Below are 13,896 nucleotides of genomic sequence, written 5' to 3' on the forward strand. Positions count from 1 at the left end.
CTATCGGAAAATACAACAGCGGGAGAATGGATATGCACCAGACTGCAACACAGTTGTTGCACCATGCGCGCGATGTGCGCACGGTGCTGGCGCACGACGCCGACGCGCTCGCTTGCGAGCTGACCAACTGGCAGCAGCGCTACGACCAGATCAGCTCTGGCCTGTTTCGCGGTGCGCTGACGGAACGTCAGTTACCGCAGCTGCAAGTATTCCGCGAACGCCTGAGCCAGTCGGTGCGGCAGTCGTGCCGCGTGTGGCCGGACGCCATCTGGTTCGGCCTGCCCGACCACGCGGCGGCCACGCGCATCAACGGCCGCCAGACCGAGGCCGATTCGATCATGGTGCAGCCGGGCAATGTTGAGTTCGAGTTGGTCACGCCGAGTGACTACAGTATCTACGGCATCGTCGCCAGCAGGCAGTTGCTGACCGATACCGCGCGGGCGCATGGCTGCGAGATCGACTGGCAGCGCGTGCAGTCGGCCGACCTGCTGCAGGTCGACGCCGGCGAGCGCGCGGCCTTCCTGCGCACCTTGGCGCGGTTGCTGCCGGACGAAACGCAGCCGGCCGGCGGCGCGGTGGAGCCGCAGTGGCAGCAAGGCGTTTTATTGGCGCTGCTGGATATGCTGGACCACCGCTGCGTGGAGCCGGAGCTGGCGGCGAGCCTGCAACGGCGGCGGCGCGTGGTGGCGCTGGCGCGCGAGTATATTCATGCGCATCGCAGCGAGGCGATCACCGTGCCGGAGCTGTGCGAGCAGGTGCACGTGAGCCGCCGCACCTTGCAGTACTGTTTCGAGGATGTGCTGGGCATGAGTCCCATGCTGTATCTGCGCATGATGCGGCTCAATGGCGTGCGCCGGCAGTTGAACGATGGCGCGCCGGGCGAGGTGGCCATCGGCGATGTCGCCGATGCCTGGGGGCTGAGTAACTTCAGTCAGTTCTCCAGCGACTACCGCAAGCTGTTCGGTTTGTGTCCGTCAGCGACACTCAAGGCGCGCGCGCTTATCTGAATCACGTAGGGCGGATTAGCGCAGCGTAATCCGCCACGCGCCGTCGGCGGCTCATGGCGGATTACGGCGTGCCGCCTAATCCGCCCTACGAAATCCAAATAACTTCCCGCTCTGGTCAGATGATTTGTAGCGCGCCGGCGGCGGCGCCCAGCGCGATCAGCACCACCGGATTGAGTTTGGTGCGCAGCAGGATCAGCGCCGACAACAAGGTGACGACATCGGCGCGCCAGTCGGTGTTCGATATGCCGGTGAACAGCCACGCGGTGGCGGCCATCATCCCGATCGACATCGGGCCGAACGCCTCGCCCAGCGCGCGCGACAACCTGCCGCCGGCGCGGCCGGCGTGCCAGCGGACGGCGGTCAAGGTCAACAAGGTGGACGGCACGATGACGGCGATGGTGGTCATGACGGCGCCGGACCAGCCGCCGATCAGCCATCCCACCAGGGAGATGAACAGCAGGTTGGGACCAGGCGCCGCTTGGGCGATGGCGTAGGCGGCGGAGAACTGTTCGTTGGTCAGCCAGTGCTGGCCTTCGACCACGTACTGTCCCACCTGCGGCGCCAGCAACACCACGCCGCCGCCCACCGCCATCATCGACATCAGCGCGATATGCAGCGACAGTTCGCCAACGGGCGATGGCTCATTCATGTTTTTCTCCCAGCAGATAAGCGGCGGCGGTGCCCAGCGGCGCCAGCACGCAGAACACCAGCGCCAGCTGCCACTTCAACAGCCCGAGCGCGATAAAGGCCAGCACCATCATCACCAGCTTCAGTTGATCGTGCTTGCGCCGCCAGTGGGCCTTGGCGAACATCGCCAGCGCAATCTTGGCAGCCGTGGCCAGGATCAGCCCCGCCGCGACGGCCGCCATGCCGCCGATCGCGCGCCGTATGATCGGCAGGTCGCCGAACTGCTGGTACACCATGCCCAGCCCAATCACGACGAAGAACGGGCCCAGGATCAAGCCGCACACCGCCGCCAGCGCGCCGGCGATGCCGGCATAGCGGTTGCCGACCATCAGGCCGACGTTGCAGACGGTCGGTCCGGGCAGCATCTGGCTCATCGCCATGCATCTGGCGAACTCCTCGGCCGTCAGCCATTTGTGCTGCTCGACCAGGGCGCGGTACGCGAACGGCATCACGCCGCCAAAGCCCGTCAACGCCATCCTGGAGAAGACAAAGAAAATCGTCGACGGCGATGGTTGGTCTGCGCGCTCGGTCAGCGCGCCTGTCTGGCTGTGCATGATGTGTACTCCTGGACTCGATGGCGGAATTTTCCTCCCTCACCAAATATAAGTACAATGAATTTATTTTTACGATTCATTCATTTTACTGATGAAAGCTTTTGATGAAGATTGATATTCTCGGCGTGCAGGCGTTTGTCGCGATCGCGGACTTCGGCGGCTTTCAGAAAGCGGCGGACACGCTGCACGTGACGCAGACGGCGGTGACGCAGCGGCTGCGCAATCTGGAGGACTTTCTCGGCGTGATGCTGGTCGAGCGCACCACGCGCACCATCGCGCTGACCAGCATCGGCAAGGACTTCCTGCCGCAGGCGCGCAGGCTGCTGCTGGAGCTGTCGTCGACGCTGACCGACATCCGCGAGACCGGCAAGGCGCAGCGCGGCGACATCACGATGGCCAGCGTGCCGACCGCCGGCATTCAATTCCTGCCCGAGATCATCCGTGCATACTCGGCGCGCTTTCCGGGCAACCGCGTCAAGATACTCGACCACGCGTCCGCCCGCGTGATGGAGGCGGTCCTGAGCCGCGAAGCGGAATTCGGCATCAACCTGTCCGGCAGCACGCACCCTGACCTGGTGTCGGTGCCGGTGGTGCAGGACGAATTCGTGCTGCTGTGCCGCGACGACCACGCGCTGGCGAAACGGCGCTCGCTGACGTGGCTGCAGATCCAGCCCTACCCGCTGATCTTCTCCGGCGACGTTAACGGCAACCGCGCGCTGCTCGACAGCTACCTGGGCGACAAGAGCATGAATCTGAGCCTGCAGTTCCAGTACGAGGTGCAGCGCAGTTCCACCGCCATCGGGCTGGTGGCGGCGGGCGTGGCGGCGGCCATCGTGCCGAACCTGGCGATCGAGAAAGGCACGTATCCACGCCTGCGCGTGATCAAGCTGAAAGAGCCGACCATCTCGCGCCAACTGGCCCTGATCACCCGCAAGGCGGGACACCTGTCGCCGGCCGCGCGGGCGCTGTACGACATGATCAAATCCGCATGACCAGCAGGTGGGAGTAGAGAGCTGGCGCGGTCGTGTGGTAAACCTTCTATTCCCGCCTCTCTTTTCTTCTCTTTTCTTCTATTTCGATCGCTAATCTAAAAAATCGGAGAAACGAGATAAAAATAGAAGAAAAGAGAAGTCGAAAGAGAGGGTTTACCACAGGGAGCGGAATACGCTCACCGCCCTCACCGCCCTCCGATTTTCCGACAGGGCGTAAAAAAACCCTCCCGGCGCGAACGCGGGGAGGGTTTTGACGGAGCGGCGGCGATTACACGACCGCGCCATCCGTTTCGTCTTTTTCCTTGACCGGCTTGATCAGGTCTTCACGCTTGACGCCCAGCCACATGGCGATGGCGGCGGCCACGAACACCGACGAGTAGATACCGAAGCAGATACCGATGGTCAGCGCCATGGCGAAGTAGTGCAGGGTCGGACCGCCGAAGAACAGCATCGCCAGCACCATCATCTGCGTGCTGCCGTGCGTGATGATGGTACGCGAGATGGTCGACGTGATCGCGCTGTCGATCACTTCATGCACGCTGGCCTTGCGCTGCTTGCGGAAGTTCTCGCGGATCCGGTCGAAAATCACCACCGACTCGTTGACCGAGTAGCCCAGCACCGCCAGCACGCCGGCCAGCACCGTCAGCGAGAATTCCCACTGGAAGAAGGCGAAGAAGCCGAGGATGATCACCACGTCGTGCAAGTTGGCGATGATCGCCGACACGGCGTATTTCCACTCGAAGCGGATGGCCAGGTAGATCATCACGCCGATGACCACCATCACCAGCGCGTTCAGGCCGTTCTGGGTCAGCTCGTCGCCCACCTGAGGGCCGACGAACTCCACCTTGCGCAGCTCGACCTGCTCGACGTTGTTGGGCCCCATGCACGCCTGCTTGACGACGTGCTCGCCCTTGGCGTTGACGTTGTCGACCTGGGTCAGCGCGCCCTTCTCGGCCTTGCATAAGGTCTCGTAGACCTGTTGCGAGGCGTCCTTGGCGGTGATGTTCTTCACCACGGGCAAACGCAGTAGCACGTCGTGCGCGGTGCCGAAGCCGGCCGCTTCCGGATGCTCGTAGCCGATGCCCCGCAGCGAGGCCCGTATGGCCTCGAGATTGGCCGGCTGCGCGTACCGCAGCTCCATGACGGTGCCGCCGGTGAACTCGACCGACAGGTTCAGGCCGCGATGGAACAGGAAGAACACGGCCGCGACAAAGGTCAGCGCCGAAACGACGTTGAACACCAATGCATGCCGCATGAACGGTATGTCTTTTTTAATGCGGAAAAATTCCATGTGATATGCCTCGAATTATTTGGTGTCGGGACGCTTGGCGACCTTGCCGCCGACCGTCGCGTCGACCGCGTTGTCCGGCCGCCAGATGGTGCCGATGGCGATCGATTGCAGCTTCTTCTTGCGGCCGTACCAGAGGTTGACCACGCCACGCATGATGAACACGGCGGAGAACATCGAGGTCAGGATGCCGAGCGTGTGCACCACGGCGAAACCGCGGATCGGACCGGAACCGAACACCAGCAACGCCAGGCCGACGATCAGGGTGGTGACGTTGGAGTCGATAATCGTCGCCCACGCGTGGTCGAAGCCGGCCGAGATGGCCGACTGCGGCGAGGCGCCGGCGCGCAGTTCTTCCCGCACCCGCTCGTTGATCAGCACGTTCGAGTCGATCGCCATACCGAGCGCGAGCGCGATAGCGGCCATGCCCGGCAGGGTCAAGGTCACACCCAGCAGCGACAACAAGGCTACCAGCAGCAACAGGTTGCACGCCAGCGCGAACACGCTGAACAGGCCGAACATCATGTAGTAGACGATCATGAACACGGCCACGGCGGCAAAGCCGTACATCGTCGAATGGCGGCCCTTGTCCACGTTCTCGGCGCCCAGTTGCGGCCCGATGGTGCGTTCCTCGATCACTTCCATCGGCGCGGCCAGCGCGCCCGAGCGCAGCAGCAGCGCCAGCTCGGCCGAGTTCTCCAGCGTGCCCATGCCGGTGATCTGGAAGCTGCTGCCCAGTTCGGCCTGGATGGTGGCGACCGACAATACTTCCGGCTTGCCTTTTTCAAACAGCACGATCGACATCTTCTTGCCGATGCGGTCGCGCGTGGCGTCGCGCATGCGGCGTCCGCCGTCGCCGTTCAGATCGATGCTGACGGCAGGCTGGCCGTTCTGGTCCTGGCGCGCGGTGGCGCTGGAGATGTAGTCGCCGGTCAGGATCACGTCCTTGCTCAGCACGACCGGCACGCCTTTGCCGACGGTGAACAGTTCCGAGTTCAGCGGAATCGACGACGTCAGTTCCGTGCCCGGGGTGATCGATTCGTCGACCAGGCGGATTTCCAGGGTGGCGGTGCGGCCGATGACGGCGCGCGCGCGCGCCACGTCCTGCACGCCGGGCAATTGGACGATGATGCGGTCCGGGCCCTGCTGCTGGATCAGCGGCTCGGCCACGCCCAGCTCGTTGACGCGCTTGGACAGCGTCGCGATGTTTTGCTTGACGCCTTCATCCGTGGTGCGCTTGATGGCCGCCGGCTTCATGCTCATGACGGTCTTCAGGTCGGTGTCGGCGCCGGTGTCGACAAACGCCACGTCGGCCAGCTGGTCGCCCAGCACGGCCTTGGCCTTCTGGCGGGTGGCGTCGTCGCGGAAGTTGATGACGACGGTGTCGCCGACGCGCTCGATGCCGGCGTGGCGCACGTTCTTGTCGCGCAGCAGGCTGCGGGCCGACGCCTGCATGCCTTGCACACGCTTGGCCAGCACGGCCTTGGTGTCGACCTGCATCAGGAAGTGCACGCCGCCGCGCAAGTCCAGGCCCAGGTGCATCGGCGCCGCGCGCAGCGCCTGCATCCATTTCGGCGTGTCCGGCTGCAGGTTCAGCGCGACCAAATACGCCGGATCGGCCGGGTCGGCGTTCAAGCCTTTTTCCAGCAGGGCCTTGGCGCGGAACTGGGTGTCCGGATCGGGGAAGCGCACGCGCACGGAAGCGTAGGTGCCGGTGCCGTCGAAGGTCAGCTCGCTGTGCGGGATTTTTTCCCGGGTCAGCACGTCATCGACCTTGGCGATCATGTCCGACGTCAGCTTGAGCGTCGATTTGCCGCTCGTCACCTGCACCGCCGGCGATTCGCCGAAGTAGTTGGGCGCGGCGTACAGCGCACCCAGCAGGATGGCGACGGCAATGAGGATGTATTTCCAGACGGGATAGCGATTCATATTGTTCAACGATCAGGGTTAGGCGTCGGATGCAATACGGCCCGCTTATCCTGGGACAAGCGGGCCGGGGCCGGGGCCGGTTACAGCGCCTTGAGCGTGCCTTTCGGCAGGACCATGGTCACGGAATTCTTTTGCACCACCAGTTCGGCGCCGCTGGAGATTTCCAGCGTGATGTACAGGTCGGAAATCTTCGAGATGCGACCAAGGACGCCGCCGGCGGTGACCACTTCGTCACCCTTGGCCAGTGCTTCCATCATGGCCTTTTGTTCCTTGGCGCGCTTCTGCTGGGGACGAATCATCAGGAAGTACATCGCCACGAACATCAGAATCAGAAAACCGTACTGGCCCAGGAAGCCGCCGGTCGCGCCGAGGGCGTCGAGTGGATTTTGGGCATACGCATTGGATATAAACACAGGTGACTCCGATAATAGTTTGAAAAAACAGCGCTGTATTCTAGCATTGGCCGGAAGCCGAAAGGACTTCCGGGTATATGGGTGGTTGAATTCTTTTTACAAGACTTGCAACAGTTGTTGAAACAATTAGATGCCGCGCGCCCGTTCCGCGTGGAATTGCAGGGTCCAGGCGTGGAAACGGTCGTCATCCAGCGCCTCGCGCATCTGGCGCATGATGTCCAGATAGTAGTGCAGGTTGTGGATGGTGTTCAGGCGCGCGCCGAGGATTTCCTGGGTGCGGTTCAGGTGGTGCAGGTAGGCGCGCGAGAAGTTGCGGCAGGCGTAGCAAGAGCAGGTGCTGTCGAGCGGCTCCTTGTCATCCTTGTACCGGGCGTTCTTGATCTTGATGTCGCCAAAGCGGGTGAACAGCCAGCCGTTGCGGGCATTGCGAGTAGGCATCACGCAATCGAACATGTCGACGCCGTTCGACACGCCCGCCACCAGGTCCTCCGGCGTGCCGACGCCCATCAGGTAGTGCGGCTTGTTGGCCGGCAGCCTGGGGCCGACGTGCGCCAGGATGCGCATCATGTCCTCCTTCGGCTCGCCGACCGACAGGCCGCCGATGGCCAGACCCGGGAAATCGATCTCTTCGAGGCCGGCCAGCGACTCGTCGCGCAGGTTCTCGAACATGCCGCCCTGGACGATGCCGAACAGCGCATTCGGGTTCTCGCCGCGATGGAACTCGTCATTCGACCGTTGCGCCCAGCGCAAGGACATGCGCATCGACTTTGCCGCTTCGTCAAGGGTGGCCGGGCGGTTGTCGATTTCATACGGGGTGCATTCGTCGAACTGCATGACGATGTCGGAATTGAGCACGCGCTGGACCTGCATCGACACTTCCGGCGACAGGAACAGCTTGTCGCCGTTGATCGGCGAGTTGAAATGGACGCCCTCTTCCGTGATCTTGCGCATCGCGCCGAGCGAAAACACCTGGAAACCGCCGGAATCGGTCAGGATCGGCTTGTCCCACGCCATGAAGTCGTGCAGGCCGCCGAACTTGGAGATGACATCGTTGCCCGGGCGCAGCCACAGGTGGAAGGTATTGCCCAGGATGATCTGGGCGTCGATTTCCTTCAACTCCAGCGGCGACATCGCCTTGACCGAGCCGTAGGTGCCGACCGGCATGAAGATCGGGGTCTGCACCACGCCGTGGTTCAGTTTCACTTCGCCGCGGCGGGCCTTGGTCAGGCCGCTGCTATCGGTCTTGTGTAGCGTAAATTCCAACATTGAAGATTCCTTATTATGCTCGGGCTTGCGTCGTCAGCAGCATGGCGTCGCCATAGCTGAAGAAGCGGTATTCATTGGCAATCGCGTGGGCGTAGGCCGCGCGGATCGGTTCAAAACCGGCGAAGGCCGACACCAGCATCAGCAGCGTCGACTTGGGCAGGTGGAAATTGGTGATCAGGCGCGTGACCGTCTTGAACTGGTAGCCCGGCGTGATGAACAGCGCGGTGTCGGCGCTGCCGGCCTCCAGCTGGCCGCCCTGCGAGGCCGACTCCAGCGCGCGCAGGCTGGTGGTGCCGACGGCCACCACGTCGCGGCCGGCGGCGCGGGTCGCGCGCACCGCGTCCACGGTTTCCTGCGGCATGGTGTACCACTCGGTGTGCATCTTGTGCTCGGAAAGCACCTCGGCGCGCACCGGCTGGAAGGTGCCGGCGCCCACGTGCAGGGTCACATAGGCGAAGTTGACGCCCTTGGCTTTCAGCTCGGCCAGCAGCTTTTCGTCGAAATGCAGGCCGGCGGTCGGCGCGGCGACGGCCCCCGGCACCTTGTTGAACACGGTCTGGTAGCGCGTCTCGTCGAAGGAGTCGGCGTCGTGCTCGATGTACGGCGGCAGCGGCAGGCGGCCGTGCGCCTCGATCAGCTCGAACACGTCGGCGTCGAAATGCAAGGTGAAGAATTCGCCGGCGCGCTCGCCGACGGTGACATCGAAGGCGTCGGCCAGGCGGATCTTGACGCCGGGGCCGGGCGACTTGGAAGCGCGCACCTGGGCCAGCACGGTGCGGTTGTCGAGCACGCGCTCGACCAGCGCCTCGATCTTGCCGCCGCTCTCCTTGACGCCGAAGAAACGCGCCTTCAGCACGCGGGTATCGTTCATCACCAGCAGGTCGCCGGCCTGCAGCAGGCCGACGATATCGGCGAACTGACGGTCGACGATGGTCTCGCCGTCCAGGTGCAGCAGGCGGGAGGCACTGCGGTCCGGCAGCGGGAATTGCGCAATACGCTCTTGCGGCAGGTTAAAATCGAAATCGGAAAGCGAGTACATTTTGCGGACTTCTGGAAACTGTTGAAGAAAATCGGCTACGCCACATCATGTGGGTAGCCTTACAATACCGGCGTCATTGCCATTGATTTGTCACGGGCAACCCTCTATTTTACGCTAGTGCCCGAAAAACGCCCGAATATGCCTGTGATTCCATCAAAGCCCGCGTCAAAGCCCGCGTCAAAACCTGCCAGGAAGACCGTCAGCCCCGAAGCCAAGCTGGCCAAGCTCGGCCTGCACACGGACATGGATCTGGTGCTGCACCTGCCGATGCGCTACGAGGACGAAACCCAGGTCATCACCATCGAAGAAGCGCGCCTGCACGGCGGCGACACCTCGCAGGTCGAGGGCGTGGTGGTCAAGAACGAAATCAGCTACAAGCCGCGCAAGCAGCTGCTGGTGCATATCGCCGACGAAACGGGCGACCTGCAACTGCGCTTCATGAACTTCTACGGCAGCCAGGTCAAGCAGCTGGCCGAAGGCACGCGGGTGCGCGCGCGCGGTGAACTCAAGCACGGCTTCTTCGGCGCCGAGATGGTGCACCCGGCCTATAAGGTTATCAACGAAGGCGCCCCGCTGCCGACCTCCCTGACGCCGGTGTATCCATCCGGCGAAGGCCTGTCGCAGCCGATCCTGCGGCGCGCCATCGGCGACGCCATGAAACGGGTCGACTGGACCGACACTCTGCCGGCCGAACTGCGCGCCGAGATGCAGCTGTCGGACTTCGAACCGGCGGTCCGGCTGCTGCACTATCCGCCGCAACAGGTGGACGAGCACGCGCTCGCGGATCGCTCACATCCCGCGTGGACCCGCGTAAAGTTCGACGAACTGCTGGCGCAGCAGCTGTCGCTGAAACGCGCACAACGCGCGCGCCGCTCCAAGGGCGCCGCCGCGCTGAAGGTGGTCGGCGCGCTGTCGGAGCGCTTCCAGGCCGCGCTGCCGTTCAAGCTGACCGGCGCGCAGCAGCGCGTGCTGAACGAAATCCGCGCCGACCTGCGCCACCCGTATCCGATGCAGCGGCTGTTGCAGGGCGACGTCGGCAGCGGCAAGACGGTGGTGTCCGCGCTGGCGGCCGCGCAAGCGATCGATAGCGGCTTCCAGGCCGCGCTGATGGCGCCGACCGAAATCCTCGCCGACCAGCACTTCCGCAAGATCGCCGCGTGGATGGAGCCACTGGGCGTCAAGGTCGCGTGGCTGACGGGCAGCCTGAAGAAAAAGGACAAGCTGGCCGCGTATGAACTGATCGAATCGGGCGAAGCGCAACTGGTGATCGGCACGCACGCGCTGATCCAGGAAGCGGTGATCTTCGCCAATCTGGGGCTGGTGATCGTCGACGAGCAGCACCGCTTCGGCGTCGGCCAGCGGCTCACCTTGCGCAACAAGGGCAACGAAGGCGCCATCCCGCACCAGCTGATGATGTCGGCCACGCCGATCCCGCGCACGTTGGCAATGACCTATTACGCCGACCTGGAAGTATCGGTCATCGACGAGCTGCCGCCGGGGCGCAGCCCGATCGTCACGCGCGCGATCGATCAGAACCGGCGCGACGAAGTGATCGAACGTGTGCACGCGGCGGCGCTGGAAGGCCGGCAGATTTACTGGGTCTGCCCGCTGATCGAAGAATCGGAAGCGCTGCAACTGCAAACGGCGACCGACACGCACGCGCTGCTGGCCGAAGCATTGCCGGATCTGAGCGTGGGCCTGGTGCACGGGCGCCTGAAGCCGGCGGAAAAGCAGGCGGTGATGGAATCGTTCATCGCCAACGACATGCAAGTGCTGGTGGCGACGACCGTGATCGAAGTGGGCGTCGACGTGCCGAATGCGTCGCTGATGGTGATCGAGCATGCGGAACGATTCGGGCTGTCGCAGCTGCACCAGCTGCGCGGGCGCGTGGGGCGGGGTTCGGCGGCCAGCGTGTGTCTGCTGCTGTATCAAAGCCCGCTGGGCGGCGTCGCCAAGCAGCGGCTGATGACGATGCGAGAAACGACCGACGGCTTCGAGATCGCCCGGCGCGACCTGGAGATACGCGGCCCGGGCGAATTCCTCGGCGCGCGGCAATCGGGGCAAGCGATGCTGCGCTTCGCGGATCTGGAGACGGACGGCTGGCTGGTGGATCAGGCGCGCGACGTCGCGCACGACCTGCTGCACGCCGACAGCGCCGAAAAAGCCGCCACGGTGGAAGCGCACCTGGCCCGCTGGCTGGGCGGCCGCGAAGAGTTTCTCAAAGTCTAATCCGGGGTCAGGTCCACCATTTCTACACGGACTCGACCTTCACACGTCAAAAGCACATGTAAAAGCGGTTCGCCAGGTCGACCACGAACTCGGGCTGCAGATACGCCATGAACACCAGCGCCACCACCACAACACCCGCCGCCCGAAGCGCCCACGTTTTCATCGCTACGCCGCCTTCAACACGCTGCGCACCACCGGCCGCTCGTTGATCGGCAGGTTGATCAGCCCCGCCATCACGCCCAGCGCGATCGATATTCCCCAGACGATGTCATAACTACCCTGCTTGGCGAACAGGAACCCGCCCATCCACACGCCCAGGAAGCTGCCCACCTGGTGCGAGAAGAACACCACGCCGGCCAGCATCGACATATGCTTGACGCCGAAAATCCCCGCGATGATCCCGTTCGTCAGCGGCACCGTCGACAGCCAGATCAACCCCATCGCCGCCGCGAACACGTACACCGAAAACGGCGTCAAAGGCGCCAGCAGGAACAGCGAGATCACGACCGACCGCGTGAAGTAAATCGACGACAGCAAATACCGCTTCGGTAGCCGTCCACCCAATTTACCCGCGTAGTAGGAGCCGACAATATTGAACAAGCCAATCAGCGCCAGCGCCATCACCGCCACGCTCGGATCACCAATCCCCTTGTCCTTCAAATAGGCCGGCAGGTGCACGCCGATGAACACCACCTGGAAGCCGCAAACAAAATAGCCGGCCACCAGGAACAGGAAGGAACGGTTGCGAAGCGCCTCGCCCATCGCCTCGCGGATGCTTTGCTGCGGACCGTCGCCATGGTCGGCCGCCGGCTCGCGCAGATAAAAGGTCATCGGTATCATCAACAGCAGCACCAGCGCGGCCAGCACATAGAAGGCGTTTTGCCAGCCGATCGCGGAGATCAGCTGCTGCTCGACCGGCATCATCAGGAACTGGCCGAACGAACTGGCGGCGCCGGAGATGCCGAAGGCCCACGAGCGCTTTTCGGCCGGCGCCACGCGGCCGATGATGCCGCTGACGGCGCCGAACGCGGTGCAGGACAGTCCAAGGCCGATCAGCACCCCGGTACCGATGACGAACATCGTCGGATCGGTCACCACCGCCATCCAGACCAGGCCCGCCGCGTAACTGAGCGCGCCAACCAGCACCACGCGCATGGTGCCGAAACGGTCCGCCGCCATGCCGGCGAACGGGCCGAAGGCGCCCCACATCAGGTTCTGCAAGGCCTGCGCCAGCGAATAGGTCTCGCGCGTCCAGCCGTTGGCCTGGGAGATCGGCTGCATCCAGAAGCCGAAGCCGTGGCGCACGCCCATCGCCAAGGTCAGGACGACGCCGGTGGCGATCAACACGGTTTTGAGCGAAGGTGCGCGGCTGGCGACGAACATGGTTTTCCCGATTATCGAAACGACATCTGTCGATTTTAACCAGTTCGCGCCAACCGCGCTCGAACTATTAGTTGTCGGCGCTGTAGCGCAGGCCGATTTGCTGGCGGATCGAGTCCAGCGTGCCCATGATGTTGAGCGTTTCCGCGTGCGGCATGACCGGGCTTTCGATAAGGCCTTCGCGGATGCAGCGGCCCACTTCCTGCGCTTCGTGGGTGTAGCCGTTGCCGCTGCGCGCGATCGTCATGGTGCGCTCGCTGCGCGAGGCGCCGTCGACCAGGGTGACGGTGATGGTTTCGGTATTATGAAAACGGTCGCTCAGGCGCACAAAGCCCTTGGTGCCGGAGATCGTCAGCTCGGTCGGCGTGCGCGAACGCAGGCTGCACGCGCAGGCCGACACGCCGCCGCCTTCGTGCGTGAGCGTGAACGCAGTCTGCATATCGACGCCGGTCGGCGCCATCTCGGCCTGCGCCTTCACACCGGTGACCGTGCCGAGGAAGAACGACGACATCGACAGCGGATAGATGCCCAGGTCCAGCAGCGCGCCGCCGCCCAGTTCAGGATTGAACAGGCGGTGTTCCGGCCCCGCGTCGGACGTGAAGCCGAAATCGGCGGTGACGTGCGCCGGCTTGCCGATCTCGCCGCTATCGACGATGCGCTTGGCCTCTACCACGGCCGGCATAAAGCGAGTCCACATCGCCTCCATGACGAACAGTTTTTTCTCGCGCGCCAGCGCGATGATGTCCTCGGCCTGGCGGCGGTTCATCGTGAACGACTTCTCCACCAGCACCGCCTTGCCGCCGTTAAGGCACATCAGCGCGTTCTCGTGGTGCATCGGATGCGGGGTGCCGATGTAGATGACATCGACCTCCGGATCGTCGGCCAGCGCCTGGTAGCTGCCGTGGAAACGCTCCGCGCCGAACTCCGCGCCGAATTTGGTAGCGCTATCTACGGAGCGCGAACCTATGGCCGCCAGCTTTGCGCCGGGCGTGTCCTGCAAAGCGGTGGCGAAGGCCTTGGCGATTTTGCCCGTTCCGAGTATGCCCCAGCGAATTACCTGCGTCATGGCGTGATCTTTCTGCCGCGTCGGCGGCGATGTTGGTTGTGATGTC

At 63.7% G+C, this 13,896-nt stretch carries 12 protein-coding genes; 3 read left to right on the forward strand and 9 right to left on the reverse strand.

Features of this window, described 5'->3' with window-relative positions:
• The first annotated feature begins 32 nt into the window (after positions 1-32).
• Entirely contained in the window at positions 33-1,007 is a 975-nt protein-coding gene (locus NHH73_29585) for a helix-turn-helix domain-containing protein (protein USX26654.1), read from the forward strand.
• Positions 1,008-1,122: 115 nt separating this feature from the next.
• Here NHH73_29585 and NHH73_29590 read toward each other — a convergent pair whose 3' ends face one another.
• Together NHH73_29590 and NHH73_29595 are read right to left on the reverse strand one after the other, a co-directional pair.
• Positions 1,123-1,656 carry a chromate transporter gene (locus NHH73_29590; protein ID USX26655.1) on the reverse strand — a complete coding sequence of 178 codons (534 nt, stop codon included), beginning with the start codon at positions 1,654-1,656 and terminating at the stop codon, positions 1,123-1,125.
• The gene (locus NHH73_29595; protein USX26656.1) at positions 1,649-2,248 is read right to left on the reverse strand and encodes a chromate transporter; all 600 of its coding nucleotides are present in this window, start codon (positions 2,246-2,248) and stop codon (positions 1,649-1,651) included. Before NHH73_29595 ends, NHH73_29590 begins: the two co-directional genes overlap by 8 nt.
• A gap of 104 nt (positions 2,249-2,352) precedes the next feature.
• Between NHH73_29595 and NHH73_29600 the strand changes: the two genes are divergently transcribed.
• Positions 2,353-3,240, forward strand: coding sequence for a LysR family transcriptional regulator (locus NHH73_29600; GenBank protein ID USX26657.1), 888 nt, complete (start codon positions 2,353-2,355; stop codon positions 3,238-3,240).
• 268 nt (positions 3,241-3,508) lie between these two features.
• Here the strand turns inward: NHH73_29600 and secF are convergent, their stop codons facing one another.
• The 5 genes from secF to queA all read right to left on the reverse strand — a co-directional run bounded on the left by secF (position 3,509) and on the right by queA (position 9,175).
• Positions 3,509-4,531 (reverse strand): protein translocase subunit SecF, encoded by a 1,023-nt coding sequence (gene secF, locus NHH73_29605; GenBank protein ID USX26658.1) that lies wholly within the window; start codon positions 4,529-4,531, stop codon positions 3,509-3,511.
• Positions 4,532-4,546: 15 nt separating this feature from the next.
• Entirely contained in the window at positions 4,547-6,457 is a 1,911-nt protein-coding gene (gene secD, locus NHH73_29610; protein USX26659.1) for a protein translocase subunit SecD, read from the reverse strand.
• An 80-nt stretch (positions 6,458-6,537) separates the two neighbouring features.
• Positions 6,538-6,870 (reverse strand): preprotein translocase subunit YajC, encoded by a 333-nt coding sequence (yajC, locus tag NHH73_29615; GenBank protein USX26660.1) that lies wholly within the window; start codon positions 6,868-6,870, stop codon positions 6,538-6,540.
• A gap of 126 nt (positions 6,871-6,996) precedes the next feature.
• On the reverse strand, positions 6,997-8,136 hold the full coding sequence (gene tgt, locus NHH73_29620) for a tRNA guanosine(34) transglycosylase Tgt (protein USX26661.1): 1,140 nt from the start codon (positions 8,134-8,136) through the stop codon (positions 6,997-6,999).
• A 13-nt stretch (positions 8,137-8,149) separates the two neighbouring features.
• Positions 8,150-9,175 (reverse strand): tRNA preQ1(34) S-adenosylmethionine ribosyltransferase-isomerase QueA, encoded by a 1,026-nt coding sequence (gene queA, locus NHH73_29625; GenBank protein ID USX26662.1) that lies wholly within the window; start codon positions 9,173-9,175, stop codon positions 8,150-8,152.
• Between the two features lie 138 nt (positions 9,176-9,313).
• On the opposite strand from queA, the gene recG reads away from it, so the two are divergent.
• Positions 9,314-11,404 carry an ATP-dependent DNA helicase RecG gene (recG, locus tag NHH73_29630; GenBank protein ID USX26663.1) on the forward strand — a complete coding sequence of 697 codons (2,091 nt, stop codon included), beginning with the start codon at positions 9,314-9,316 and terminating at the stop codon, positions 11,402-11,404.
• A 165-nt stretch (positions 11,405-11,569) separates the two neighbouring features.
• On the opposite strand, the gene NHH73_29635 is transcribed toward recG, so the two are convergent.
• Positions 11,570-12,787 carry an MFS transporter gene (locus tag NHH73_29635; protein ID USX26664.1) on the reverse strand — a complete coding sequence of 406 codons (1,218 nt, stop codon included), beginning with the start codon at positions 12,785-12,787 and terminating at the stop codon, positions 11,570-11,572.
• 67 nt (positions 12,788-12,854) lie between these two features.
• Positions 12,855-13,850 (reverse strand): Gfo/Idh/MocA family oxidoreductase, encoded by a 996-nt coding sequence (locus NHH73_29640; GenBank protein USX26665.1) that lies wholly within the window; start codon positions 13,848-13,850, stop codon positions 12,855-12,857.
• Positions 13,851-13,896: the final 46 nt, after the last annotated feature.

Source organism: Oxalobacteraceae bacterium OTU3CINTB1 (genome assembly GCA_024123955.1).
Classification (GTDB): Bacteria; Pseudomonadota; Gammaproteobacteria; order Burkholderiales; family Burkholderiaceae_D; genus Rugamonas.

Coding starts and splice junctions, on each gene's coding strand:
- NHH73_29585 (USX26654.1), top strand. CDS start 33: ATGCACCAGACTGCAACACAGTTGTTGCACCATGCGCGCGATGTGCGC.
- NHH73_29590 (USX26655.1), bottom strand. CDS start 1,656: ATGAATGAGCCATCGCCCGTTGGCGAACTGTCGCTGCATATCGCGCTG.
- NHH73_29595 (USX26656.1), bottom strand. CDS start 2,248: ATGCACAGCCAGACAGGCGCGCTGACCGAGCGCGCAGACCAACCATCG.
- NHH73_29600 (USX26657.1), top strand. CDS start 2,353: ATGAAGATTGATATTCTCGGCGTGCAGGCGTTTGTCGCGATCGCGGAC.
- secF (USX26658.1), bottom strand. CDS start 4,531: ATGGAATTTTTCCGCATTAAAAAAGACATACCGTTCATGCGGCATGCA.
- secD (USX26659.1), bottom strand. CDS start 6,457: ATGAATCGCTATCCCGTCTGGAAATACATCCTCATTGCCGTCGCCATC.
- tgt (USX26661.1), bottom strand. CDS start 8,136: ATGTTGGAATTTACGCTACACAAGACCGATAGCAGCGGCCTGACCAAG.
- queA (USX26662.1), bottom strand. CDS start 9,175: ATGTACTCGCTTTCCGATTTCGATTTTAACCTGCCGCAAGAGCGTATT.
- recG (USX26663.1), top strand. CDS start 9,314: ATGCCTGTGATTCCATCAAAGCCCGCGTCAAAGCCCGCGTCAAAACCT.
- NHH73_29635 (USX26664.1), bottom strand. CDS start 12,787: ATGTTCGTCGCCAGCCGCGCACCTTCGCTCAAAACCGTGTTGATCGCC.
- NHH73_29640 (USX26665.1), bottom strand. CDS start 13,850: ATGACGCAGGTAATTCGCTGGGGCATACTCGGAACGGGCAAAATCGCC.